The sequence below is a fragment of the Zobellella denitrificans genome (assembly GCF_002237365.1).
Taxonomy (GTDB): Bacteria; Pseudomonadota; Gammaproteobacteria; order Enterobacterales; family Aeromonadaceae; genus Oceanimonas; species Oceanimonas denitrificans.
Map to the genome: position 1 here is coordinate 15,600 of NZ_NMUO01000026.1, position 26,203 is coordinate 41,802.

The following is a 26,203-nucleotide window of genomic DNA, read 5'->3' on the forward strand; positions in this document are numbered from 1 at the left end:
CCCTTGCTGTTTCTTCGTTTGTGTTCGACTTCAGGTTACCCGGGCGGGGAATTAATTTTGTGATTGAAATCAAGTTTTTGTCGGCCGATACCGGGCTGCGGCAATATTTGTGAGCCAGCCGCGGCTCCGGCCAAAAAGCCCTTGTCAGCTGGGTGCGAAACAGGACAGACTCGAACGGATAAACTCTCCGTCCACTCCTGCCGGTCGTCCGCTGACGAGTCACCGCCGCCGCTGTCTCAGGATCGGGGAGAATTTGCCGTGCCCCATTGGCAGCCCTCCCCGTATTCCTTAGGATAGCGCTATCTTATTAGAAGAGGGGTGGAGCCGTGAAAAGCTGGGTTGGAGTTGGATTGCTGCTATTGAGCCTGGGGAGCCTGGCCGAGGCCTCACCGTTGCGCGAGCGCTATCAGCAGGCCGAGCAGGCGTTGAAAAAGAACGAGGTCTCCCGCTACCAGCAATTGCGCCAGGGGCTGGATGCCTACCCTCTCACCATCAACCTCGATTACCAGTACCTGGCCGATCGCATCACCCAGCTGAGCACGGCCCAGATCCGCGACTTTATGGCCCGTTACCCCGACTCCCAACAGGCGGATCGGCTCGAACGGCAGTACCTGTTCCGCCTGGCCCGGGAACAGCGCTGGCAGGAGTTTCTGGCCTTCTATCCCCAGTTGCCCAACAGCGTCGAGCTGCAGTGCGCCCACTACCAGGCCAAGTGGGCGACCGGCGATCGGGCCACCGCCATCGCCGGGGCGGAGCGGCTGTGGCTGCATGGCCAGTCCCGGCCCGGTATCTGCGATCCCCTGTTCGAAACCTGGCGCAGTGTTGGCGGGCGCAACGACGAGCACATCTGGCAGCGCATGCTGCTGGCCTACGAAAGCGGCCAGGAGGGGCTGATCGCCTTCCTGAGCCGTCTGCTGAGCCCTTCGGTCCGCCCCGCGGGGGAACTGCTGCAATCTCTTCACCAGAACCCGCGACAGCTGGACCGGCCCGAACGTATCCAGGCCCCCTCGGCGCGGCACAAGGCCGCGGTGGCCATGGCCCTGGCCCGGCTGGCGGACTCGGAGCCCGAACTGGTGATGAGCCTCTATCCCAAGTATCAGCGCAGCCACCATATCGACAAAGCCCAGATGGCGGTGGTGGAACGGGCCCTGGCCCGCCGGCTGATGTTCAACCGTACCCGGGACTATCGCAGCTGGCTCGACAGCCGGCTGCCGGAGGTGGGGGACGCCGAGCTGTTCGAGCTGCGGGCCCGCCTGGCGATCTGGGAGCAGGACTGGCCTCACCTGGTCGGCTGGATCGACCGGCTGCCGGCCGAAGCCCGGCAGGACAGCCGCTGGCTGTATTGGCGTGGCCGTGCCCTGGCGGCCCAGAACAAGGCGGCGGAAGCGGACGCGGCCTGGCAGAAGGCGGCCCAGTCCCGGGATTATTACGGTTTTCTGGCGGCCCAGCAGAGCCGGCGCGACTACGCCCTGCAGAAGAAGCCGCTGGCGCCGGCGCCGTCCTGGAGCCAGGCCAGCCGGCAATGGCCGGCCCTGCTGCGGGTCGAGGAATGGCTGGCCCTGGGCGACAGAACCGCCGCTCGCGGCGAGTGGCATCATCTGCTGGGCAAGGTCGACGAAGCGGCCGGGGTCGCCCTGGGCAGCCTGGCCCTGAGCCGGGGCTGGTACGACAAGTCGATCACGGCCAGCATCCGGGTGCAGGCCTGGGATCACCTGGATCTGCGCTTCCCGGTGGTATACCGGGACATCTTCCAGCGCCAGGCCCGGCGCCTGGGGGTGGACGAGGCGACCCTGTTCGCCATCGCCCGCCAGGAAAGCGCCTTCTATGAGCTGGCCCGCTCCCCGGTGGGGGCCGGCGGCCTGATGCAGCTGATGCCGGCCACCGCCAGGGAGACCGCCCGCAAGCACGGCATCACCCAGTTCCGCCACCCCGCGGACGTCTATCGGCCCGAGGTGAACGTGCAGCTCGGCTCCAGCTATTTCAAGGAGTTGCTGGAGCGTTACAACCATAACCGGATCCCGGCCATCGCCGCCTACAATGCCGGCCCCGGCCGGATCAGCCGCTGGCTGAGCGAGAGCGGCAGCCGGCCGCTGGATGTGTGGGTGGAGAACATTCCCTACCGGGAAACCCGGGGCTATGTGCAGAACGTGCTGGCCTTTTCGGTGATTTACCAGGATATGCTCGGCCAGCCCAAGACCTTCCTCAAACCGGCGGAACTCGCCTATGTCTACTGAGCCGAGCGTCGCCATCCTCGGCCTGGGCTGGCTGGGCGAGCCCTTGGCCGTCACCCTGGCCGGCCTGGGCTACCGGGTGGCCGGCACCACCACCGATGCAGCCAAGGCCGAGCGGCTGCGGCAAGCCGGCATCGAGGCCGCGCTTTGGAACATCAATGATCCCCTGCCGCCGGCCTGGCCGACGGCGCTTGCCGCCGATACCCTGGTGTTGTGCGTGCCGCCGGGCAAGGTGTCCGACTATGCCGCCACCCTGGGGCGGGTGACGGCGTTGGCGGCCAGGGCAGGGGTGCGCCGCCTGCTCTTTACCAGCGCCACCTCTGTCTATGGCGGCACCGGCGTCAAGACCGAGGCCGATACCGGGCCGGATTCCGAGCGCGGCGAGCGCATGCTGGCGGCGGAACTAAGGGTGCGCGCGAGCGGCATCCCCCGGGTGCTCTGCCTGCGGCTGTCGGGCCTGGTGGGCGGCAGCCGCGAGCCGGGGCGTTTTCTCGCTGGCCGCCGCTTCGAGGGCGGCGAGGAGCCGGTCAACCTGGTGGCGCTGGAGGATCTGCTGCGCTTTATTCCCGCCATACTGGCGCGGGAAGACTGGCCGGAAACCCTGAACGTCAGCGCCCCCCATCACCCCCGCCGGCAGGATTTCTACCGCCAGGCGGCCGAGCTGCGGGGCCTGCCGCCGCCGGACTTCGACGGCGGCGGCGAAGGCAAGAGCATCGACGGCGGCGCCCTCTGCCGCTGGCTGGGCCTCGACTACGAGGTGACGGACTGGTTCAGCTGGCTGGCTGAGCGTAAGGCGCGGGGCTGATCAACGGCGCCAGGGCCAGGATCAGGGCGTCCCGGTAGACGCTGCGCCTGTCCAGCAGGTTGCCGGTCAGCACGCCGATGGCGCCGCCCTGCTGCTTGCAGTTGGTTAAATTGAACAGGCGATCCATGGCCTGGCCCAGTTCCTCCCCCTGAGACAGGGCGCTGGCCACGAATGGCGGCAGGGTCAGGCTGGCGCTGCGGGCGGCGTTGTCCAGCCCGGGGCCCAGCACCTGCAGCCAGGCGAAGGTGAGCAAGCGTTCTCCCCGCCGTTCGACGCCCCCTTCCATTCCTATCCACAGCTCCGCGTCGGGGCGGCATGCCCGTGCCGCCAGCGCCCGGTTGCGGGCGCCGGTCAGGGTTTCCTCGTCGCTCATGGGCTGACTGGCCACGCCCGAGGGCACGGCCAGGCCATGCAGGCTGATGGCCCGCTCGGGAAACAGCAGCTCGAGCGCCTGGCGGGCGGCCGCTATCTTGGCCGGGTTGAGGGAAGCGACGATGACGTTCATGGGCAACCTTTGGTGTGGACAATTGCGGGTACAGGTCAGGCTGATTATTATGCCAGTTTACTTGCCAGATTGGAGCAATTGACGGAAATGAGTGAAGAGCTGAGCCCGAGGGGCGAGCTGTTGCTGCGCACCATGGCCATGCCGGCGGACACCAATGCCAACGGCGACATCTTCGGTGGCTGGATCATGTCCCAGATGGATTTGGGCGGCAGCCTGCTGGCCAACGAGATCGCCCTGGGGCGGGTGTGCACGGTGGCGGTGAACGAGATGACCTTCACCCGTCCGGTGCAGGTGGGCGATGTGGTGTGCTGCTATGGCGAGCTGCTGAAGCAGGGCCGCAGCTCCATGACCATCAGGGTGGAAGTCTGGGTCAAGCCGGTGCTGGTGCCGGAAAGCGGCCCCCGCTACCGGGTGGCCGGGGCCCAGTTCGTCTACGTGGCCATCGACGGGGACGGGCGCCCCCGTGCGGTGTCGCAACCGGCACTGGGCGGAACGGGAACGGCTGCCGGGGGAGCATGACCGCGGCGGCCTCCGGCCAGGCCCCCTGGCGGCGGTGCTCCGGCTGGGAGAAGAACATTAAAAAGGGAGCCTCAAGGCTCCCTTATGGTCATACTGACGCCTGAATCTCAGCCCGAGTTGACCGAAACGATCAGGGTCTGGCCGGCGCGCAGGCTGTGCTTGTCGTTCAGGCGGTTCCAGCGCAGCAGATCGTTGATGCTCACGCTGAAACGGCTGGCGATGGCCGACAGCGAATCACCCGCCTTGACCAGGTAGACGCCATCGGAAGGCGCCGGCTGGGCGGCCCGGGCGGCGGAGGGCAGCATCAGGGTCTGTCCCACCCGGATGGTATTGCCGCTCAGGTTGTTCGCCTGCCGGATGGCCTCTATGCTGGTGCCGTGGCGGCGGGCGATGGCGCCCAAGCTGTCGCCGCCCCTGACCTGGTAGCGCTGGAACTCCCGGCGCTCCTGCTGGGGCAGATCGGCCATGGCCAGCTCGAAGCCCTGGGCATGGTTGACCGGCACCAGGATCTCCGCATTGCGGGCGGGCGAGGTGGCGGCCTTCTTGAAGCCGGGGTTCAGGGCCTTGAGCTGGTTGCGGTTCATCCCGGCCAGGTCGGCGGCCATGTTCAGATCCACCTGACCTTCCACTTCTACCACCGCCAGCTGGGGACGGTTGGGGACTGCCGGCACGTCCATGCCGTAGTGGCTCTGGTGCTTCAGGATATCGGCCAGGGCCAGCAGCTTGGGCACGTAGTTCTGGGTTTCCTTGGGCAGGGACAGGGACCAGTAGTCGGTCGGCTTGCCCTGCCGGCGGTTGGCCTTGATCGCCTGCTGCACCCGTCCTTCGCCCGAGTTGTAGGCGGCCAGCGCGTGCAGCCAGTCACCATCGAAGAAACCGTGCAGGTATTCCAGATAGTCGAGCGCCGCCCGGGTCGAGGCCATGACATCGTAACGGCCGTCATACCAGCTGTCGTAATGCAGGCCGAAGTTCTTGCCGGTGCCCTGCAGCATCTGCCACAGGCCGGCCGCGTGTCCGCGGGAATAGGCCTTGGGATCGAAGGTGCTTTCCACCACCGGCAGCAGTACCAGTTCCATCGGCATGTTCCGCTTCTCTATCTCTTCCTTGATGAGATAGAGAAAAGGTCTGGCGCGTTCGGATACGGAACGCATGTATGCCGGGTGTTTCAGGTACCAGTTGCGCTGGGCGACCACCCTGGGGTGATCCAGCGGCATTTCGAGCTGCATCTGTTCGGCCAGTTCGAGCCACAGATTTTGCTGCTGGGCAGCCGTCTGCTGGCGGAACTGCCGATTGCTCGACGAGTGGGCGACGGTGCGGTAAGTGCCGCCGTCGGCGGATGCTTTGCTTTGCACCCTGAGCGACGAGTACGCCGCCGATTTCGGGTAGAGCTGGCTGTGTGTTGCCTGCCCTCCAGCTGTTTCCTGATGGCCATAGGGATGCCGCGCCGAATCGGCCGGCATCGCCTGGCAGCCCGCCAGGAGCAAGGCACTGGATATAATACAGAGTCTTCTCATGGTGTCTGCGTCTCACAAAAACGGCGGCCAGTGTATGCTTTGTGAGCAGTTTAATCAAGTTCGTTAAAAATCGTCCTTCCAGCGGCGAAGTGCGGCGAACACCTCGGCGTCTTCATTTAACTCCGCCATGGCATGGTGCCGGGCCGCGGCGCGAACCCCCGCCAGATGGGGGCGGAGGAAGACGTTGACGGCCTTTTCCAGGCCGATGGAGCTGGGCAGGGTAGGGATCCCCTGCTGGCGCAATTTGGCCACTTTTTGCAGATATTTTTTTAATTCGGGGTTGTTTGGCTCCACAGCGTGGCAAAAAGCCAGGTTGGCCTGGGTGTACTCGTGGGTGCAGTAGACCCGGGTTTCGTCGGGCAGGGCGGCCAGGCGGGAAAGGGACTGGTGCATCTGCTGCGGGCTGCCTTCGAACAGCCGGCCGCAGCCCCCCGAGAACAGGGTGTCGCCGCAGAACAGCAGCCCCTGGCCATGATAGGCGATATGGCCCAGGGTATGGCCGGGCACGGCCATCACCGCAAGTTCGAGCCCCAGCTCGGCCAGTTGGACCCTGTCGCCTTCCTGCAGGGCCGAGCCCCCGGGGGCCGGCATCGGCTCGGCGGCGGGGGCGTAGAGGCGGGCCTCGGGCCACCGGGCGAGCAGGGCCTTTACGCCACCGGTGTGATCCCGGTGATGGTGGGTGATGAGGATGGCGTCCAGGGTCAGGCCGCGCTCCGCCAGGGTCCGCTCGACCGGGGTGGCGTCGCCCGGATCCACCACGGCCGCGTGATCGCCATTGCTTATCAGCCAGATGTAGTTATCGTTAAAGGCGGGGATGGGACTAATGTTGAGCATGATGTGTCCTCGAGGTCGTGTTGTGCATTAGCTTATCAGAGGCGCCATGAAATCAGCCAGTACACCGCAGGTTCCTGACAGTTGGCGGCGATTGCCGCGCGGCGGCCAGCTTGCCGAGCAGTTGCAGCAGCGCCTGGACGAGTGGGCGCCGGGCCTGTTCGGTTTCAACCTGCTCAAGATCGACGCCCTGGGGGCCGCCCTGTCGTTGGACAAGAGCCGGATCCGCCAGTCGGTGGTCATGGGGCAGCGTCCCTTCGAGGGCATGGATCTGCTGGCGGACGCCACCGCCATGCCTTTTGCTCCCGGCAGCCTGGACGCCTGCCTGCTGGCCCACGTGCTCGATTACAGCGACCATCCCCATGCCATCCTGCGTGAAACGGAAATCGCCCTGCGCGATGATGGCTGGCTGATCCTGACCGGCTTCAACCCCTACAGCAGCGCCGGCCTGGCCTGTGCCCTGCCGGCCCTGCGCCGCCGCCTGCCGTCCTGGCACCGGATGCTGGCACCGGGACGGCTGGAGGACTGGCTCAAGTTGCTGGGATTCGAGGTGGTGGCGCGGGATTACCTGGGGTTCACCCGCGTCATGCAGTTTGCGTTACCCGGCCAGTGGCGCGGCCGGCTCTGTCCGCGGTTCTGTCCGTCGCTGGCGGCGGTCTATGTCCTGCTGGCCCGCAAGCGGCGTTTTCCGCTGACCCCGGTGCGGGAGCTCAAGCCGGTGCGCAGTGCCCTGACCCAGCCGGGCATGGCCCGTCAGCGCGAGTAGCCGGTGTCTTCATTGACGGCCTGGTGCAGGGCGGCTTCCCTGGCCAGCTCGTCGCAACGTTCGTTTTCCGGGTGGCCGGAATGTCCCTTGACCCAGTGCCAGCTTACCCGGTGCCGCTGGCACAGCTCGTCGAGCTGCTGCCACAGATCCGCGTTTTTCACCGGCGTCCTGGCGGCGGTCTTCCAGTTGTTGCGCTTCCAGCCCTTGATCCACTGGGTGATGCCCTGGCGCACGTACTGGCTGTCGGTGGTCAGTTCGACCTCGCAGTCGTGGCTGAGGGCGGCCAGGCCGGCGATGGCCGCCATCAGCTCCATGCGGTTGTTGGTGGTCAGACGGAAGCCCCGGCTCAGCTCCTTGCGGTGCTGCTTGTAGAGCAGCACGGCGCCATAACCGCCCGGGCCCGGATTGCCGAGGCAGGAGCCATCGGTATAAAGCTGGATCTGTTTCATGGGTGTTCATGTCTGGAAAATTGAAGGCGAAGTCTGCCACAGGGGCGGGGTCCGGGCCAGTGCCACCGCCCCGGTAGCGCGAGCGGGCCCGGTTATTTATACTGGCGGCCGTATTGTGCGGAGGAAACAGCGATGAGCCAGCAAGGCCACCAGCGGCAAATTGTCCTGGATACGGAAACCACCGGTATGAACATGGGCGCCGGGCCCCACTATCTCGGGCACAGGGTGATCGAAATCGGCGCGGTGGAGGTGGTCAACCGGCGCCTGACCGGCCGGCATTTCCATGTCTATCTCAAGCCGGATCGCAAGGTGGACGAGGAAGCCATCCAGGTGCATGGCATCACCGACGAGTTTCTGGCGGACAAACCGCTCTTTACCGCCAAGGTGGGCGAATTCCTCGCCTTTATCGCCGGGGCCGAGCTGGTGGCCCACAACGCGCCCTTCGACGTCGGCTTTCTCGACTACGAAATGGAGCTGATGGGGCGGCCGGAGCGGATGGCCCAGTTGTGCAAGGTCACCGATACCCTGGCCCTGGCGCGGCAACTGTTTCCCGGCAAGCGCAACAACCTGGATGTGCTCTGCGACCGCTACGGCATAGACAACAGCCACCGCACCCTGCACGGGGCCTTGCTCGATGCCGAGATCCTGGCCGATGTCTACCTGCTGATGACCGGCGGCCAGACCAAGCTGAACCTGCAGAGCGACACCGGCTCGCAGGAGGACAGCGGCCGTCAGGGAATACGGCGCCTGAGTGCCGAACGTCCGGCGCTCAGGGTGATCCGGGCCGGCGAACAGGAATTGCAGGCCCACGAGGCCAGGCTGGATCTGGTGATGAAGAAGGGGGGCAGTTGCCTATGGCGGGGAGAATGAGCCGGCTGTGGCTAGTGGCGCTGCTGGCGCCCGTCCTGGCCAAGGCCGCGGAACAGGAGAGCCGCTGGCTGAGCAATACCTTTCGCATCGACCCCTCCATTTCCGCCGTGACCTTGTTTATCGAGCGGGAAGATGACAGCACCCCCGTGGTGCTGATCCGTCCCGACGGCAGCAAGTATTACTACCAGCGTCATCCGGACACCATCAGTTGGGCGTCCACCGCCAGCCGCGACATCATCACCCTGTGGCAACCCGAACCCGGACCCTGGCAGGCCACCGGCAGGATCAGCGCGGAACGGGGGCTTTCCCTGGTGAGCCCGTTCCGCCTGCAACTGGCCCCCTTGCCCGCGCGCCTCTACCGGCAGGAAATCATCAAGCTCGACGCCGAACTCAGCCACGAGGGGACCCGGCTGGACGCGGCCTACTACCTCGAGGGACTGTCCCTGACCGCGCAACTGGTCGGCCGGCGCGATGCCGATACGGATCCCTTTGCCCTGGCTCCCCGGGTGATCGGCGTTTTTGCCGACGATGGCACCGGCCTGGATGCCTATCCCGGCGATGGCCGGCTGACGGCCGAAGTCCTGGTCGATGCGCTGCCGGGGCCGTACCTGTTTCAGGCGCAGACCACCAACCAGGTACTGGCGCGTACCCACGAGCAGGAGCTGCTGGTGTACCCCACGCCCCTGAGCCTGCGGATGACCACGCCGAACGAGGACGGGAGCTGGCAGATGCTGCTGGAGGTGGACAGCGAACTGCAACCCGACAGCCTGGTGGTAACGGGAACACTGACCAACCCGCTGGAGCAAAGCATCGCCGTGTCTGGTAGCGGACGGGTGATCGAACTGCCGCCGGCCGTGCAGCCCGGCAACTACCGCTGGCAGGGGCGAGCCTTCGCCACCACCCGGGAAGGGCGGGAGGTCCAGTTCCAGCTGCCGGAGCAGGTGATACGGGTCAGCCCCCCGCTCGCCGCGACCACTCCGGCGGCTCCCCCCTCGTTCTGGCTTTCCTGGCCGGTGCTGGGCGGGATCTCGGCGGCCGTGTCCGCGCTGCTGCTGGTGGCCATCTGGCGCTGGCGTCGCAAAGCCCGCGGCAGGAAAGTGTCGGGGAAGAAGGCCGCCGGGGGCTGAGCCTGGCGACCGGCGCGGAGGGAAAAAACCGTTCCGCTCCCGGTTCGGTTTAAAAAGTGTTCGAACGGTCGCAATGCAGCACTTTGCGCTTGACCCCGGCACTCGCCGAAACTATGATGCCTCCCGCCTGAAGCAAGCAGTATCAGGCCTCGGAGCGGTAGTTCAGTTGGTTAGAATACCGGCCTGTCACGCCGGGGGTCGCGGGTTCGAGCCCCGTCCGCTCCGCCAGATTAAAGCAAAAAGCCACCTCAGGGTGGCTTTTTGCTTTTATGTCCTCAGTGAAATTACACTTCATCAACCTGTCAAACCATTCCTCGTGACCCAGCCCCTGTTTAGACCCGATGTCAAAATGGATCTTCAGTGGAGTCACCTTTCTTTTTGGTGCCCAGCTCTGCAGCTCTGTAGGTGGTTGACTGAATTACTAAATCGCAGCCCAGCATCACCATTTTGCGATATATGCTGGTATAGTCTTTAGTTCTTGTACATGGCCATGTAAATAACTGTTCCGAATGGTAGATCACTACCGGCAGCGACTGGGTTCCGCTAAGCAAACCCTCCGCGGCGGAGCCCCCAGGGATGGGGTCATGGCGTGTCTGCGTGCGGGGACCGGTCGATGTAGCACTATTAGGATCAGTTATTTAGCTTGCAGTAACCAACAGTCAGCAAGGCGTATACCCAGCCATCGAGGAGATGGTTGCCTGCCGTGGCAAGCGGGCCCGGTGAACTACTTATGGTAGAGCAGATGACAACGACTCAATTCGAAAAATTTGCACAACAAGTTGATCCCTTCATCCTCGAATCTCTCGAGAATATGCGTAGGAAGTTGCTTGATCTGACTAGCAGGAACCGGCTGCTCAACTTTCCGATTGATCAGAAAAATCTAAAAAGTAGTTCGTTGCGTATTGTCAACGAGCTTCCGGACCAACTCTACCAAACCTTGCTCAGTGAGCAGGAAATGCAGTTTGTTGCTGTGCCTGACCCGAAGCGCAAGCAGCTTATCGCTCAGGGCTATCTGGGGATTGAAGAAGACGGCAGCGAGAAACGACTGAAGCCCGATCCCAGTGCGCGAGAGTGGGCCAGAGTCCTGGGGATCGATAACAGTTATGAACTGCCCAAGGCTGACCCGGAGCATACCAAGCCTGAGCATTGTGACAATGACATTCAGGTGCTGTTGTTTCCCAATGAGATGGAAGCCCGGTTGCGGGGTATCCGTAACAAGGCACAGACTGCGATTGAAGAAACCGGGGCTGGGATCCTCTATTTGGCGCTGGGATTTCTCGAGTGGTTTGAGTCTCCCATCTCAGACAAAAGCAGACTAGCACCGTTATTTACCGTTCCGGTCATGTTAGAGCGAGGCAAACTGGATGCCGCCGCGGGGGTGTACCGGTACCAGATAAAATACACGGGTGAGGATATCATCCCTAACCTGTCGCTCAGGGTTAAACTGCTCAACGATTTTGGTATCGAACTGCCGGAGCTGGAAGAGGATATGCTGCCCGAGCAGTATTTTTCCAAGGTTGAAGCCATCATCGCTCAATCCCAGCCCCGGTGGTCACTCAAGCGCTATGCATCCTTGGCCCTGCTCAACTTTGGCAAGATGCTGATGTATCTGGACCTTGATCCGGCGCGTTGGCCACTGGATAACTGCAATATCACTAAGCACCCGGTAGTGACTCGCTTCTTTACCAGTAAGGAGTCGGACGAAAACGGCGGTGACGGAACGGGTCTTGAGCATAAGATAGATGAGCTTGATGATATCCATCAGCGTTTTCCGCTCATTGATGATGCGGATAGCTCCCAGCACAGTGCCCTTATTGATGCGGTAGATGGCCATAACCTGGTCATTGAAGGCCCGCCGGGCACCGGAAAATCACAGACCATTACCAACCTGATTGCTGCCGCCATGCTGAGCGGTAAAAGAGTGCTCTTTGTTGCCGAAAAGCTGGCGGCTCTAGAAGTGGTCAAGCGGCGGCTCGACAAGGCCGGATTAGGCGATTTTTGCCTTGAGCTGCACAGTCACAAGTCGCAGAAGCGAAAAGTACTGGATGAGATAAACTCCCGAATCGTTGGTCAGTCAAAGCTGCAAAGTATCCAGAAAATCGATGCCGAAGTGGCCCGTTATGAAGAGCTGAAAGAGCAGCTGAATGACTATGCCAAAGAGATAAACGGGGTCTGGGGAGCAACAGGTAAAAGCATACATGACATTTTCAGTGGTGCTTCACGCTATCGTCGTAAGTTGACTATCGACCCTACTCGCTTACATGTAACCGGCCTGTCCGGGGCAGACCTTGATGAGGTTAAACTGCTCAGGCTGCGTGATCAGATCAAGGCATTCAAAGGCATTTATGCTGAAGTTCGTCAGCAGATTGGCGATGATGCGGCCATATACGATCACCCTTGGAGCGGTGTAACCAATACCGATATTCAGATCTTTGACAGTGAACGAATAGTCCTGTTGTTAAGCGGCTGGCAGCAGTCACTTGATCAGTTGCTTAATGCCACGGAAGAAATGCTCTCGAACTGGCGGCTTGATCCGGAAGAGCTCAAGACGTTGTCACAGCTTGCCAGCCTGAGCCAGGACTCTGCTCAGTTGCCGGAGTTGAATGGTCAGGAGCACTTCCCTGTCTTGAGTCAGTTGAGTCAAGAAACTATCGATGAAATTGACCGCTATGTGAACGACTTTATCGCCCTTCAGCAGTTGTATGAGGTGCTGGGAACGGAGCTGGTCCGGGAAAAACTCCCCCTGCTTGAGAGCGGCGAGGTGCCACCGGAATTTTCAAATCCTGTCGTCTGCTTTGGATCATCAGATCAGTTATTGCTGTCGGATGTTGTCAGGTCCGTGCTCAACCTGAGCAAAGTCTCAGAAAAACTGTCTGCGCTTGTCGTTAATCAACAAGAGTTAAAAGTGGCACTACCGGAGCCGCTTGCAGCCCTGATGACCAACAGCAAGCAGGGGCTGTCAGCCTTTGTCGAACTGATTGAGCTGGTGGCCGAGCTCCCGGTTGAGTTGGTGAGGTTACGGACAAGTTGTTTTGATGATGATGAACTGGATGCGGTTCTTGCCAATTTGAAACAGCAGTTGCAGGAGCTGCTGCCACTGCGAGACACACTGCAAAACACCTATCGCCTGGATGCACTGCTGTCTCATGAAGACTTGCTCCACATGCAACAGCAGTTTGCCAATGCAGGCATGTTCAAATGGTTCAGTAGTGATTGGCGTGCTGCCCGTAAATCTCTTAAAAACATGGCAAAGAGCCCTGACATTAAGGTAACGGAACTGGCCGGGCAACTGGACACGCTGATCGACTATTCCGAGCGGGTAGGGCGCTTGGAAGAATGTCATTTCAGCAAGTTCCTTGGGGAGCACTACGCCAGTCTGGACACAGATATTGAGTCATTACTGGCGCTGAGAGCCTGGTATCACCGGGTTCGAGAGACTTATGGCGTTGGCTTTGGTGCAAGAGTGACAGCCGGCAGTGCGTTGCTCGACCTTGACGCGCAATTAATCAAGGGTATCCAGCAACTCCATAAACAAAATATGGTTACTTCTGTTCAGGACACCATCACGGGATTCGAACAGATATTAAGGTTCTATCCCAAGTTGCAGCAGTCATTCAGTGAGCAGGAGCCGTTAACAGGTGCGGCTGGTCAGGTTGAAAAGATCATTATGTCTCTTTCCTCCGTGCTCGAGACGATCCAGGCCTGGTTTGTGAAGCAGGATATTTCCCTGCTGAAGCTGGGTCAAAGCGTGTCACAACTTGAGCAGTTAGCCGGATTGCAGCAGCAACTGAGCCATAACCCGGTCGTCGTTAGTCTGTTTGGAGATGTTGCGCCATTGAACTGGGGGCCGGGCAAAGATAACCAGGCGGCTCTAAATACCATTCAAAGCACACTGACCTTTGCCCGAAAACTGGAGCAGCTTTCGGTGAAGTCACTGGCACATACCATTAGGGAGCTGCAATCAGCCGAACAGTTCCAGCAGTTGCGGCACGAAGCCCTTGAATATCAGCAGCAGTGGCGGCAGCAGGAAGCCAGCTATAACGCTTATGCAGAAGCCACTCAGCTTGATAAACATCTCTGGCTGGCATCAACCGACGGTACCATCCCCGGAATTACTCAACGTAACGACAGAGCCGTCTCCAACCCTCGCTGGCTGAACGGCTGGGTTAACTTTGTACGCTCAGAGCAAGAGATGTCTGCTAACGGCCTGGAGAACATCTGGCAGGAAGTGATGGTGGGCAATGTTTCTATTGATCAGGTTGATGAGGGTTTGTCACTAGCCATCTATGACCAGCTGGCCAGAGAGATTATTGCGGAAAAACCGCATCTGGCGCGCATCTCTGGCCTTAGCAAGAACCAGGATCAAAAAACATTCCGCCACTACGACAAGGAGCTTCAAACGCTGCAGCGCAAGCGTATTGCCAGTATTGTCGCCCAGAGAAAAGTACCGGAAGGGGTGTCAGGTGGCCGCAAGTCGGAATACACCGAGCTGGCGCTGATAAAGCACGAGCTGGGCAAGAAAACCCGGCATATCCCCATACGCCAGTTGATCAACCGTGCCGGTAGGGCCCTGCAGGAACTCAAGCCTTGCTTTATGATGGGACCCATGTCTGCGGCTCACTACCTGCAGCCGGGTGAAATCCATTTTGATCTGGTGGTAATGGATGAGGCCTCTCAGGTCAAGCCTGAAGACGCGCTGGGTGTTATTACTCGAGGAAGTCAGCTGGTGGTGGTGGGTGACCCCAAACAGCTACCGCCCACCAGCTTCTTCGACCGTGCGGATATGACAGGAGAAGATGAGCGCGAATTCAACTCACAAGTGCAACACCCGCCTATGCAGCCTGACGTAGCTCCTCAAAAACGACGGCGGGCTGCCTGAACTCCAGGCATTTTCTTGGCCGGAGGTTGAGTTTTATCTGCACCTGTTCGATTTCATCATCAGTGACCTGCCGTAGGTCCGTCCCTTTCGGAATGTACTGGCGCAACAAGCCGTTGAAGTTTTCGTTCAGACCCCGTTCCCAAGATGAATACGGATGGGCAAAGTAGGCCTCCGTATGCAAGGCGGCTGCGATCGCCTTGTGCTCGGCAAATTCACCTCCGTTGTCGAAGGTGATGCTATGCACATGGTCAGCATAGGGGGACAGCATCTCGATGACCGCATCTCTGACCACATCGGCATGTTTGCTCTCAACCCGTTTCACCAGGTAGAGGCGACTTTTCCGCTCGGCCAGGGTAACCAGCACCCCGCTGCCCTGTTGGCCAAGCACCGTATCTGCTTCCCAATCACCGAGTCGTTCCCGGTTATCGACGATGAGTGGCCGTTCATCAATGGAACGTGCCTCCAGGATAGGCGAGCGCTTGCCATGCCGGCCTTTGCGATACCGCTTGTGCCCTTGTCGCAGCTGCCGATAAAGCCGGCCGCCACGGGCTTTGTCCCTGGCCACATAACAGTAAATCCACTCATGGCTGACCGGAAAGCCAATGCGCTTGGCGATGGCACTGATCTGCTCAGGGCTCCATTGCCAGCTCAGCAGCAGTTCAACGAGCTGCTGAGTATCGCTATCAACCTGATACTTCCTGGCCTTGGCCCGTCGTATCAATGTCTGCTGATGTGCCTGCGCCGGTACATAGTCACCCTGATGGCGGTTTCTCCTGAGCTCTCGGGAGATGGTCGAGCGATGTATGCCAACCCGCTGAGCAATCCTGGAGTGTGAAAGTCCTTCTGCAAGGAGCACGGAAATCTGGTATCGTTGGCCTTCAGTCAACTGTTGGTAGCTCATGGTAGTACTGCTTTGATTTTGGCGATGAGAAGCATACCACTACCAGCAGTTGGCTACCTCCCGCCGTTCACCCATGAGTGTTGCACTTATTATCTGAATTCCCGGAGGATGTGGCTGCCGTGGTGCAGACCGACAGCATTCTGGATGCTGCTTTGCCTTTGTTCCCCATGCGCCGCTTGCGTTGGCATTATCGCTCTCAGCATGAACACCTGATTGCCTACTCCAACCGTAACTTTTACGACAGTGATCTGGTGGTGTTCCCATCGCCTCATGCTCAGTCGGGCGAATTTGGTATCAAGTTTACCCATGTAAAACAGGGGCGATTTGTAAACCAGCACAACATAGAAGAAGCAAGAGTCGTGGCCGAAGCCGTGGCCCGCCATGCCATGCAAAATGCTCAAGAATCACTGGGTATCGTTGCCATGAACTCGAAGCAGCGCGAGCAGATTGAAAGAGCAGTGGATGAGCTTTGCAAAACACGGCCGGAGCTCAGCAACGCCATTGATGCTCTGCGCAATCAGGAGGATGGCCTCTTCATCAAGAACCTGGAAAACGTTCAGGGGGATGAACGGGATGTTATTTTTATTTCCTTTACCTATGGCCCTGCCGAAGTTGGAGGCCGGGTATATCAGCGCTTCGGGCCCATTAACTCCGATGTTGGCTGGCGTCGCCTGAACGTACTGTTTACCCGTTCCAAAAAGCGCATGCATGTGTTCAGCTCCATGAAGTCTGAAGACATTCTGGTGAGTGAAACCACCAAAAGTGGTGTGCGAGCCTTGCGTGGCTTCCTGCACTTTGCCGAAAAGGGCAATATGGATGGCATCAGTTACGCTACCGGCAAGGCACCGGACAGTGATTTCGAAATTGCGGTCATGGAGGCACTGCAGGCTGCCGGCTTCCACTGTGATCCTCAGGTTGGCGTGGCAGGTTTCTTCGTCGATATTGCGGTCAGGGATCCGGGTAATCCGGGGCGTTACCTGATGGGCATTGAATGCGATGGCGCTACCTATCACTCGGCAAAATCGGCCAGAGACAGAGACCGCCTTCGCCAGGAGGTTCTGGAGCGATTAGGCTGGCGCATTCGACGCATCTGGTCCACCGACTGGTTCAGTAATCCGGATGGGGAGTTGGACCCGATTATTCGAGAGCTGGATCAGCTGAAAACAGCCACCACACAGCAGCCTTTTGCCGAAGAAGCGATAGCAGATGAGGTGGATGAGCAGCACGAACCAGTTGTTCAGAGTGAAGGTCCGCAAGGGTTTGATTCAGGAGGTGAGCCTCTAACCGTGCGCCTTAAACGCTTTGCCGAGCAGGTGATTGAAGTGGCGTTCCCCGATACACCAGCCGAGCGGCGGCTGCTGCGCCCAGCCATGATAGAAGCGCTGGCCGAGCATCAGCCCTACTCGCGTTCCGAGTTTGTGGAGATGATCCCCAAGTATCTGCGTGACGCCACTGAGCCCAAGGAAGCGCATCGTTTCCTCGACCGTATTCTGGAGATCCTGGAAGGTAATGAAGTAAACACTGAAGTATTGCGCTAAACCCTCATCATGGGTCTGAACTGGCAGGCCCGTGATAATGCTCAGCATGCTTTGACCTTCACCGACGAAGCGGATAACTTACCCATAGGCATGGAGCCAATCGAATTATTCTATAAATAAACATAAAAAATGCACGCTTGGCGGAAGGCACATGGAACATAACTCCAACTTCGATTTCCTCAGCGAACACGATCCGCTGTTTTTGCAGCTGGCCCGGGCCGCCGAGCAGGCCTTTGCCGGCGATCCCAACACTACGCTTATCAAGCTGCGTCAGCTGGGCGAGGCGCTGGCCCGGAACATGGCTGCCCGCATCGGTCTGGAGCTGGAAGAGCGCACCACCCAGGCCGACTTGCTGTACCGGCTCAGCCGGGAGCTGGGGCTGGACCCGTCCGTGCGGCAGATGTTTCATGTGCTGCGCGTTGAAGGCAACCGCGCCACTCATGAATTTCACACTCGTCATAAAGAGGCGATGGACGCCCTCAAGCTGGCCCGGGAGCTGGCGGTTTGGTTTCATCGTGCCTTTGGTGCCGAAGGCGATGGGTTCAGGCCCGGTGCCTTTATGCCACCCGCCGACCCCAGTGCCGAGCTGCGCCAGCTCAAGGCCCAGATTACCCAGTTGAATGCCCAGCTGGAAGGCGCCAGCGAGCAGCTGGAAAATCAGCAGCAGGAAGCGGAAAAGCAGCAACAACTGGCCGAGCTGATGGCCAGGGAAAGCGCCGAACACGCCGAGCTGGCCAGCCTGATGGACCAGGAAGCCAGAGCCATGGCCGAGTTGGCCCGGCAACACGAGCAGGAGCTGGCGCGCCAGCAGGCCGCCTTTGAGGCCCGGCTCAAGGCCGAGCTGCAACAGCAGGCCGAGCAAAGCAAGGCCGTGGCGGAGGTATCCCGCCGCACCCAACAGGCAAGCAAGCAGCTGAACCTGAGCGAGGAGGAAACCCGCGTACTTATCGACATGCAATTGCTGGAGGCCGGCTGGGAAGCCGACACCGAGCAATTGACCTGGGCCAACGGCACCCGCCCGGAAAAAGGCAAGAATCTTGCCATTGCCGAATGGCCCACCCAGGGCAAGGCACCGGCAGACTATGTGCTGTTTGCGGGGTTAACCCCCATTGCCGTGGTGGAGGCCAAGCGCAAGAACCTGGATGTGGCCGGCAAAATCCATCAGGCCGAGCGTTATTCCCGCGGCCTGCAAATGGAGCAGAGCTGGCAAGCCCCCTGGGCGCTGGCGGGCTTGCCCCAGCCCTGGCGGGACGGCAATGGCCATAGCTTTCAGGTGCCCTTTGTCTATTCCTGTAATGGCCGGCCCTTTGTAAAACAGCTGGCCGAAAAGTCCGGCACCTGGTTTCGCGATGCGCGCGCCGCCGCCAACCTGGCCCGGCCCCTGCAACAGTTTCACAGCCCACAAGGCCTGCTCGACTTGCTTACCCGCAGCCAGAGCGAGGCAGAGGCTCAACTGGCGCAGGAGCCTTATGGTTACCTCAAGCTGCGGGACTACCAGCAAAAGGCCATTGAATCGGTAGAGCAGGCCCTGGCCCGGGGGCAGCGCCATTGCTTGCTGGCCATGGCCACCGGCACCGGCAAAACCCGCACCATCATTGGGTTGATGTACCGCTTTTTGAAGGCCGAGCGCTTCAAGCGCATTCTGTTTCTGGTGGATCGCACCGCCCTGGGCGAGCAGGCGCAAAACGCCTTTGACGACATGCCCTTGGAGCAGAACTTTACCTTAAGCAAAATCTATAACGTGGCCGAGCTGGGCGACATGGCCGCCGAGAGCGAAACCCGCATTCAGGTCGCCACCGTGCAGGCCATGGTGAAGCGGGTGTTTCAGTCCGACAATCCGCCGGCCATTGATGACTATGACTGCATCATCATCGACGAAGCACACCGCGGCTACACCCTGGATCAGGAAATGAGCGAGGGCGAGCTGGCCACCCGGGATGCCAGCCAGTATCTGTCCAGCTACCGGCGGGTGCTCGACTACTTTGATGCGGTCCGCATTGGCCTCACCGCCACCCCGGCCAGGCACACCTCGGAAATTTTCGGTCGCCCGGTATACACCTATTCCTACCGGGAAGCGGTGGCCGACGACTGGCTGATCGACCACGAGCCGCCCATTCGCTATGAAACCCTGCTCAGCCAGGAAGGCATTCACCTTGCCAAGGGCGAGCAGGTGGAGGTGATCAACACCCATACCGGCGAGGTGGAGCTGGCCGAGCTGGAAGACGAGCAGCACTTTGAGGTGGAAGCCTTTAACCGCCGGGTGATTGCAGAAGACTTTAACCGGGTGATCTGCCGGCAGCTGGCCAAGGAGCTGGACCCGCTGGGCGATGAAAAAACCATGATCTTCTGCGCCACCGATCTGCACGCCGACATGGTCAAGCGGCTGCTCGATGAGGCCTTCAAGGAGCAGTATGAAGAGGCCTACAACGAGGCCGCGGTGCGCAAGATCACCGGCCAGAGCGACAAGGTCGGCACCCTTATCCGCCAATACAAGAACGAGCGTTACCCCAACATTGCCATTACCGTGGACCTGCTCACCACCGGCATTGATGTGCCGCCCATCTGTCATCTGGTGTTTCTGCGCCGGGTGAAAAGCCGCATTCTGTTTGAGCAGATGCTGGGCCGGGCCACCCGCCGCTGCGACGACATCGGCAAGACGGTGTTCAAAATCTACGATCCGGTAGACATCTACGCCACCCTGCAGGAGGTGAACTCCATGCAGCCCTTGGTGAAGGATCCCAATATCAGCCTGGATCAGTTGGTGAGTGAGCTGACCGACGACCACCTGATGGAGCAGGCCCTGAGCGCCCCCGGCACCCTGGCCGGCCAGTCTCATGCCGACGACCTGCTCAATGCCCTGTGCCAGAAGGTGATGCGCATTACCCGCAAGGCCGCCAGCAAGGCCGAAACCCGGCCCGAGCTCAAGCAAAAACTCACCGAGCTGGGCGACCAATGGGGCACCGAAGCTGATAAACTCCACCAGCATTTGCATGAGCTGGGCCCGGCCGGTGCCGCCGGCTTTATGCGCCGTCACGGTAACCTGCTTAGCGCCCTGGCCGAGGTAAAAGATCTGTTGGGCTCCGAGCGTAACCCGGTGATTTACGCCGGCTCGGACGAGTTCCGGGCCCGCACTCAGAGCTATGGTGTGCACGAAAAACCCGCCGACTACCTGGACAGCTTTGACGACTTTATTCGCCAGCAGCTTAACCAGTCGGTGGCCCTGGGCGTGGTGGTGAACCGGCCCAAGGATCTGACCCGGGAGCAGCTCAAGGAAGTGCGGCTGCTGCTGGATGCCCATGGCTACAGCGAGGCCAGCCTCAACAGCGCCTGGAGCAACCAAAGCAACCAGGACATTGCCGCCAGCATTATCGGCCATATTCGCCGGGCGGCCATGCGCGAAGAGCTGGTGCCCTTTGCCGAGCGGGTCAGCCGGGCCATGGCCCATATTTACAACCACCACGACTGGACCCCCAAACAGCGCAAATGGCTGGACCGGCTCGCCAAGCAGCTCACCCACGAGGTGGTGATTGACGAGCAGTTTATCAATCAGGCCTTTGCCCGGGACGGCGGCGCCAAGGTGCTCGACAAACAGCTCGATAACCAGCTAAAAACCGTGCTTAGTGAGCTGGCCGAGCAGCTATGGCAAGTGGCCTGAGGCCATAACAAACCATTTGAACAGAGAACCCGATGACCAATAACGAAATCGTCCAGAAGTTGTGGAACCTGTGTGATGTGCTGCGCGATGACGGCATCAACTACAGCGACTATGTCACCGAGCTGGTGCTGCTGCTGTTTATCAAGATGGAGCATGAAAACACCGAGGCCGGCCTGCTCGGCAAGCACGCCCTGCCCGAAGGGTGCCGCTGGCCCGATCTCACCGGTCGCAGTGGTCTGCCGCTGCTGAACGACTACAAACAGATATTGCTGGATCTCTCCAAGAGCCGGGACAGCCTGATTGCCGCCATTTATGCCGATGCCCAAACCCGGCTGCGCGAGCCCCGCCACCTGGAGCAGATGATCACCGCCCTGGACGCCATCGACTGGTTCAGCGCCCGGGCCGATGGCCTGGGGGATCTCTATGAAGGCCTGCTGGAAAAGAACGCCGGCGAAACCAAGTCCGGTGCCGGCCAGTATTTTACCCCCCGCGCCCTTATCGACAGCATGGTGCGTTGCATCAAGCCCCAGCCCGGCGAGGTGATTCAGGACCCGGCCGCCGGCACCGCCGGCTTTTTGATTGCCGCCGACCGCTACATCAAGGATCAGACCGACGACCTCTACGATCTGGACCATCAGGCCCAGGAGTTTCAGCGCAACCGCGCCTTTGTGGGCGTGGAGCTGGTGCCCGGCACCCGCCGGCTGGCGCTGATGAACTGCCTGCTGCACGGCATGGAAGGGGACGACGAAGGCGTGGTGCACCTGGGCAACAGCCTGGGCCAGGTGGGGATGAACCTGCCCAAGGCCGACATCATTCTGGCCAACCCGCCGTTCGGCACCGCCAAGGGCGGCGAGGCCAGCATCAGCCGGGACGATCTCACTTACCCCACCAGCAACAAGCAGCTGGCCTTTTTGCAGCATATTTACCGCGGGCTCAAGCCCGGTGGCCGCGCCGCCGTGGTGCTGCCCGATAACGTACTGTTCGAGGCCGGTGCCGGCACCGACATTCGCCGGGATCTGATGGACAAGTGCAACCTGCACACCATACTGCGCCTGCCCACCGGCATCTTTTACGCTCAGGGGGTAAAGACCAACGTGTTGTTCTTTACCAAGGGCAGCGCCACCGATCCCCGCCAGCAGGAAGCCTGCACCCAGCAAGTGTGGGTGTATGATCTGCGCACCAATATGCCGAGCTTTGGCAAGCGCAGCCCCTTTACCGCCAGACACCTGCAACCCTTTGAGGCCGTCTATGGCGACCAGCCCAACGGCACCAGCCCCCGCACCGAAGGGGAGTGGAGTTTCGGCAGTGAAGAGATTGAAGTGGCCGAGACCGCCGAAAACCAGGGTGTGGCCCAGGATCTGACCACCAGCCGCTGGCGCTGCTTCAGCCGCGACTGGATACGCGACACCAAGGGCGACTCCCTCGATATCAGCTGGCTGAAGGACAACGACAGCGTGGACGCCGCCAGCCTGCCCGAGCCGGATGTGCTGGCCGCCGAGGCCATGAGTGAGCTCACCGAAGCCCTGCGCGAGCTGGATCAGCTGATGCAAGCGCTGGGAGCAGGGGATGAGGCTCAGACGCAACGGGAGTTGTTAGTGCATGCTTTGGGACTGGAGGATAAGAATGACCATTGCTGAAAAGCCTGATGTATGGAAAGCCACTTCTCTTGGCTCATTGTGTATAAAAATCGGCTCAGGTTCTACTCCGAGAGGAGGACAAAGTGCTTATGTGGAGTCAGGAACTCCACTAATTCGATCAATGAACGTTCATTTTGATCAATTCAAAGAAGAAGGCTTGGTATTTATTAATTACGAGGCAGCCGAAAAGCTAAAATCAGTAGAGGTTTTCGCGAACGATGTTTTACTCAATATAACAGGAGCCTCGATTGGTCGAGTTAATCTTGCTCCTGAAAAATATGCTGGTGCAAGAGTTAATCAGCATGTCTCTATTATTCGACCAGTGAAAGGGGTTGAACCATCTTTCATTCGCTATTTCATATCTGCACCGGAGCAACAGAATTATATTAACAGCTCTGAATCAGGTGCTACGAGACAAGCATTAACAAAAGAAAAGATTGAAGGTTTCCTTATTCCGCTTCCCCCCCTCGCAGAACAGCAGGAAATCGCCGACCGCCTGGATATCCTGCTGGCGCAGGTGGACACCCTCAAGGGCCGCCTCGACGCCCTGCCGGCCATTCTCAAACGCTTCCGCCAGTCCGTTCTGGCCGCCGCCGTCAGTGGCAAACTGACGGAGAAGTGGCGAAAGGGTGAGCAATTTAGAGCGCAATGCGGCAGTTTGTCCAACTTTGTTGGTATAGACATAGGTCATGCGTTCAAAAGCAAGGAGTTTACCGAGCATGGGGTACGTTTACTTCGAGGGCAAAATATAGAGCCTGGTGCGTTACGCTGGGGAGAAACTAAATTTTTTCCTGAAGAAAAATTACAACCCTTTGAGCATTTGTTCATCAGTGAGGGCGACATAATTCTTGCTATGGACCGACCACTAGTATCCGCTGGACTCAAACTTGCTCGTGCCAAATCAGATGATCTTCCTTGTATATTGGTTCAGCGGGTTGCTAGATTTAAGAACTTCCAAGAGCTAACACCTGATTATTTGATGCTGTTGTTAGAAGACACAGCCTTCAGCAATTATCTACTTCCAAACCAGACTGGGAGTGATATTCCACATATTAGTGGGAAGCAAATACTCGGGTACCAAGTATTAATCCCTAGTGAGCAGGAACAAACCGAAATCGTCCGTCGGGTTGAACAGCTCTTTGCCTTTGCCGATCAGATTGAGCAGCGGGTAAAGGCAGCCCAAAGCCGGGTAAATCATCTTACCCAGTCCATTCTGGCCAAGGCCTTTCGCGGCGAGCTTACCGCCGACTGGCGCGAGCAGCACCCGGAGCTTATCAGCGGCGAGCACAGTGCCGAGGCCCTGCTGGCCCGCATTCAGACCGAGCGCGCGGCCCAGATGCCAGCCAAACGCACCCGCAAGCAAAAGGCTGGCGCATGAGCATAGGGCGCACCATTCGTATTTACCTGGACGACGGCTCCATCACCGGCATTCGCCACGCCGAAATCGTTAACTGGACCGGCCAGGCCATTTCCGCGCCCCGCACTCAGCTCAAGGCCCTGGCCGGCTGGCCCGAGTCCAACAAGCCGGGGGTGTATTTCCTGTTCGGCATCGACGACGACTCCGGCAGCCAGGCGGTGTACATCGGCGAGGCCGAAAACGTGCTGGAGCGCCTGGGCCAGCACCTCACCGGCAAGGACTTCTGGAACGAGGTGGTGTTCTTCACCAGCAAGGACGAAAACCTGACCAAGTCTCATGTGAAATACCTGGAGTCGCGCCTGGTCGAGCTGGCCAGCGCCGCCAATCGCTACGTGCTGCTGAACGGCAACAACCCTCAGTTGCCGTCTTTGCCCCGTGGCGATCGTGATTCCATGGAGGAATTCATCGGCAACCTGCGCACCCTGCTGGGTGTGATTGGCCACAAGGCACTGGAGCCGGTGGCCCGCCATGAAAAGGTGAAGCAAGAGCAGGTGCTGATCCCCAATCCAGCCGAAGCGAGCACCGAGCAAGGCTTTACCCTGAACCATAAAAAACTCAAGGCTAACGCCATCGTCAATAACGAAGGCATAGTGGTACTGCAAGGCTCGGAGCTCTCCGCCAAAGTGAATAACTCTCTGGCGGAAGGCTACCGCAAACTGCGCCAGCAACTGCAGGATAACGACATCATAGCCGACGCCAACGGCCGGCTTATCTTTACCAGAGATCAGCTGTTCACCAGCCCATCCCAGGCCGCCGCCATCATAGTGGGTTACCCCATGAACGGCCGCACCTGCTGGATTGATAAGCAGGGCCGCAGTATTAAAGATCTCGAAGAGCAAACGGCCCCTGACCAGCACTCAATAAGCCGGCAGTAAAGATTTGGACGTTTCAGACAGACGCAAAATTTGGCGTCTGTCATTTTATCAAGGAAGTAACCATGGCTATTGAGTGTGAGCACTGCCATACCGCGGTTGTTTTTGTTACCGAAAGCACATTGAACGATATAAAAAAGCTGCTGCAGCCAAACATCAAGACCTTGTCAACACAGGCCACAGCGCCTTCCAGCAGCCTGCACGCCATTTACCCCCGGTGCGATGCCTATGCCCTTGGACTGGATTTGAACACTGCCTTTCCCATCATTCTGCAAAACGGGCAGCAGACCACCATTCACGAGCTGGATCTTTGGTAAACCCCAGAGAAAGGGATATTGAATGTATCTGGATAAGTTTCTCACAGAATATGACGACAGCCTGAGCAGCGAGCTGAACATTGATCCGTTGGGCATGCTGGTGATCTGGTCTGCATTTGGCCAGGCCATTTTCAAAGGTCGTGTTAACTCCATCTCAAATGATGTGCGCAATTATACCCTTAATTTGTTTCATCACTATGTGCTCAAGAGCCTGGTGGAAGACGATGCTGTATTACTGGGCTCGGCACTGCACAAGCGTTATTCCAGCAAGGTAGATCTCAACTTTCGCTATGCCTGCCTGATCCACCTGGAAAACCTGTTTGTGTATTCCATGCTCGCCCATGAATCGAGTGCAGGCGCAGACACGGTGGGAGTATTGGGCATATCCAAAGCCCGGCGCAGATGGAATGAGAGTAATAATCCTATGATCAAGTTTGGCCACGAAAGTGACTGCCAGGTGCTGGTGCGGCAAACCATGCTGGGGGTGAGCGGCCGTTATAAAACCCCCATGATTGAAATGAAATTTTTCGACCGGGAATATCGCTACGATCTGCCGGGGGGCGAGCCTCAGTGGAGCAGGGTGGAGGAACTGGTGGCTAAAACCCCATCACTGCAAAGCCTGTATACCCAGCTGCGCACCTATCTACAGCAGTTGATTGCTCAGTCGTCTGCCCGTGAGCTGAAGTTTAACGTTGAAGCGGTAAGCCGGTCTTTGCAGTTGGCGTATGTGGAAGCTTTTTCCACGCCCGCATTTGTGGGCTCCTATTCCCGGGAGTTCTGGCTTGCCGTTACTGAGCTGGACAGAGGCGCTGCCGGTGCTCTGTATCGTGTATTGCAGAAGAGCCTGAACAATCCCCGGGCTGAGAAACTCAGCCCCCCCGAGTTGTTTGCCAAAGCCTCTGAAGACCCGTCGCTAGATGCTGCCGAGAAAGACAGAATAGCGCATATATGCCTGCTTGAACCTTTGCTTACCGAGCTGGATTTGATGTTTACCCTGATGCTCACGGAGAAACGCCAGCCCCTGGAGCAGGCAGCGGAAGCATGGAAGCGGTTGGGCCGCAACGAGCAAACCTTGCCCCGGCTGGCGGCCGAGATAGAAAACCAGCCATCCATGTTCAGTGTGTTGTCCGATACCGGCAGAAAGAGGCTCAGGCAATTGCTGGACGTGAGTAAAGAGCCCAGTGTCGAGTGCCAGATGCGGGCGTTGCATGATTATCACTGCCGGGTAATGGAGCGGCGCGGGCAGGGTGAGAGCGTGAACATTTTGTTAAAAACCAAGGTATTCATGCTCACTGCGCCGCCATCGCCCTCAGTCCCGCTGCCAAGACCTGATCCAGATAGTCTGTGTTCATGCTGGCTATCTTCTGCTT

The 26,203-nt window shown here is 59.4% G+C and carries 19 protein-coding genes and 1 tRNA gene; 15 read left to right on the forward strand and 5 right to left on the reverse strand.

Features of this window, described 5'->3' with window-relative positions; all coding sequences use genetic code 11:
* Positions 1-350 precede the first annotated feature (350 nt).
* Positions 351-2,234 (forward strand): transglycosylase SLT domain-containing protein, encoded by a 1,884-nt coding sequence (locus tag CGX12_RS07725; protein ID WP_232513326.1) that lies wholly within the window; start codon positions 351-353, stop codon positions 2,232-2,234.
* A complete protein-coding gene (locus CGX12_RS07730) occupies positions 2,224-3,036 on the forward strand; it encodes an NAD(P)-binding domain-containing protein (protein WP_094039314.1) in 813 nt (270 codons plus the stop codon). The genes CGX12_RS07725 and CGX12_RS07730 overlap by 11 nt, the downstream gene beginning before the upstream one ends.
* On the opposite strand, the gene yjjX is transcribed toward CGX12_RS07730, so the two are convergent.
* On the reverse strand, positions 3,002-3,541 hold the full coding sequence (yjjX, locus tag CGX12_RS07735) for an inosine/xanthosine triphosphatase (RefSeq protein ID WP_094039315.1): 540 nt from the start codon (positions 3,539-3,541) through the stop codon (positions 3,002-3,004). The genes CGX12_RS07730 and yjjX overlap by 35 nt on opposite strands.
* A gap of 87 nt (positions 3,542-3,628) precedes the next feature.
* On the opposite strand from yjjX, the gene yciA reads away from it, so the two are divergent.
* Positions 3,629-4,060: an acyl-CoA thioester hydrolase YciA gene (yciA, locus tag CGX12_RS07740; protein WP_094039316.1), complete on the forward strand. Its 432-nt coding sequence runs from the start codon at positions 3,629-3,631 to the stop codon at positions 4,058-4,060.
* Between the two features lie 107 nt (positions 4,061-4,167).
* On the opposite strand, the gene CGX12_RS07745 is transcribed toward yciA, so the two are convergent.
* Both CGX12_RS07745 and gloB read right to left on the reverse strand, forming a co-directional pair.
* Positions 4,168-5,412 (reverse strand): LysM peptidoglycan-binding domain-containing protein, encoded by a 1,245-nt coding sequence (locus CGX12_RS07745; protein ID WP_232513325.1) that lies wholly within the window; start codon positions 5,410-5,412, stop codon positions 4,168-4,170.
* A gap of 225 nt (positions 5,413-5,637) precedes the next feature.
* On the reverse strand, positions 5,638-6,408 hold the full coding sequence (gene gloB, locus CGX12_RS07750; protein ID WP_094039318.1) for a hydroxyacylglutathione hydrolase: 771 nt from the start codon (positions 6,406-6,408) through the stop codon (positions 5,638-5,640).
* Positions 6,409-6,454: 46 nt separating this feature from the next.
* Between gloB and CGX12_RS07755 the strand changes: the two genes are divergently transcribed.
* Entirely contained in the window at positions 6,455-7,171 is a 717-nt protein-coding gene (locus CGX12_RS07755; RefSeq protein WP_094039319.1) for a class I SAM-dependent methyltransferase, read from the forward strand.
* Here the strand turns inward: CGX12_RS07755 and rnhA are convergent.
* Positions 7,159-7,620 carry a ribonuclease HI gene (gene rnhA, locus CGX12_RS07760; protein ID WP_094039320.1) on the reverse strand — a complete coding sequence of 154 codons (462 nt, stop codon included), beginning with the start codon at positions 7,618-7,620 and terminating at the stop codon, positions 7,159-7,161. The two genes, CGX12_RS07755 and rnhA, sit on opposite strands and share 13 nt — an antisense overlap.
* Before the next feature lie 132 nt (positions 7,621-7,752).
* Here rnhA and dnaQ point away from each other — a divergent pair, with 132 nt between their 5' ends.
* The 4 genes from dnaQ to CGX12_RS07780 all read left to right on the forward strand — a co-directional run bounded on the left by dnaQ (position 7,753) and on the right by CGX12_RS07780 (position 14,496).
* Positions 7,753-8,490, forward strand: coding sequence for a DNA polymerase III subunit epsilon (dnaQ, locus tag CGX12_RS07765; protein WP_094039321.1), 738 nt, complete (start codon positions 7,753-7,755; stop codon positions 8,488-8,490).
* Complete coding sequence (locus CGX12_RS07770; RefSeq protein ID WP_094039322.1) at positions 8,487-9,617, forward strand: hypothetical protein; 1,131 nt, start codon at positions 8,487-8,489, stop codon at positions 9,615-9,617. Before dnaQ ends, CGX12_RS07770 begins: the two co-directional genes overlap by 4 nt.
* 151 nt (positions 9,618-9,768) lie before the next feature.
* Positions 9,769-9,845: transfer RNA gene (locus CGX12_RS07775), tRNA-Asp, on the forward strand.
* 502 nt (positions 9,846-10,347) lie between these two features.
* Positions 10,348-14,496 carry a DUF4011 domain-containing protein gene (locus CGX12_RS07780; RefSeq protein WP_094039323.1) on the forward strand — a complete coding sequence of 1,383 codons (4,149 nt, stop codon included), beginning with the start codon at positions 10,348-10,350 and terminating at the stop codon, positions 14,494-14,496.
* Here CGX12_RS07780 and CGX12_RS07785 read toward each other — a convergent pair.
* On the reverse strand, positions 14,450-15,397 hold the full coding sequence (locus CGX12_RS07785) for an IS30 family transposase (RefSeq protein ID WP_094039324.1): 948 nt from the start codon (positions 15,395-15,397) through the stop codon (positions 14,450-14,452). The two genes, CGX12_RS07780 and CGX12_RS07785, sit on opposite strands and share 47 nt — an antisense overlap.
* A 119-nt stretch (positions 15,398-15,516) precedes the next feature.
* Between CGX12_RS07785 and CGX12_RS07790 the strand changes: the two genes are divergently transcribed.
* The 7 genes from CGX12_RS07790 to CGX12_RS07820 all read left to right on the forward strand — a co-directional run.
* On the forward strand, positions 15,517-16,935 hold the full coding sequence (locus CGX12_RS07790) for a PDDEXK-like endonuclease domain-containing protein (RefSeq protein WP_254918234.1): 1,419 nt from the start codon (positions 15,517-15,519) through the stop codon (positions 16,933-16,935).
* Between the two features lie 151 nt (positions 16,936-17,086).
* Positions 17,087-20,590 carry a type I restriction-modification system endonuclease gene (gene hsdR / locus CGX12_RS07795; RefSeq protein ID WP_094039325.1) on the forward strand — a complete coding sequence of 1,168 codons (3,504 nt, stop codon included), beginning with the start codon at positions 17,087-17,089 and terminating at the stop codon, positions 20,588-20,590.
* A 32-nt stretch (positions 20,591-20,622) separates the two neighbouring features.
* Positions 20,623-22,227, forward strand: a complete 1,605-nt coding sequence (locus tag CGX12_RS07800; RefSeq protein ID WP_094039326.1) for an N-6 DNA methylase — start codon at positions 20,623-20,625, stop codon at positions 22,225-22,227.
* A complete protein-coding gene (locus CGX12_RS07805) occupies positions 22,214-23,605 on the forward strand; it encodes a restriction endonuclease subunit S (RefSeq protein ID WP_094039327.1) in 1,392 nt (463 codons plus the stop codon). Before CGX12_RS07800 ends, CGX12_RS07805 begins: the two co-directional genes overlap by 14 nt.
* Positions 23,602-24,519 (forward strand): GIY-YIG nuclease family protein, encoded by a 918-nt coding sequence (locus CGX12_RS07810; RefSeq protein WP_094039328.1) that lies wholly within the window; start codon positions 23,602-23,604, stop codon positions 24,517-24,519. Before CGX12_RS07805 ends, CGX12_RS07810 begins: the two co-directional genes overlap by 4 nt.
* 62 nt (positions 24,520-24,581) lie before the next feature.
* Positions 24,582-24,833, forward strand: a complete 252-nt coding sequence (locus CGX12_RS07815; protein WP_094039329.1) for a hypothetical protein — start codon at positions 24,582-24,584, stop codon at positions 24,831-24,833.
* 22 nt (positions 24,834-24,855) lie between these two features.
* Positions 24,856-26,203: hypothetical protein (locus tag CGX12_RS07820; RefSeq protein WP_094039330.1), on the forward strand; the 1,348-nt coding region annotated here is incomplete at its 3' end.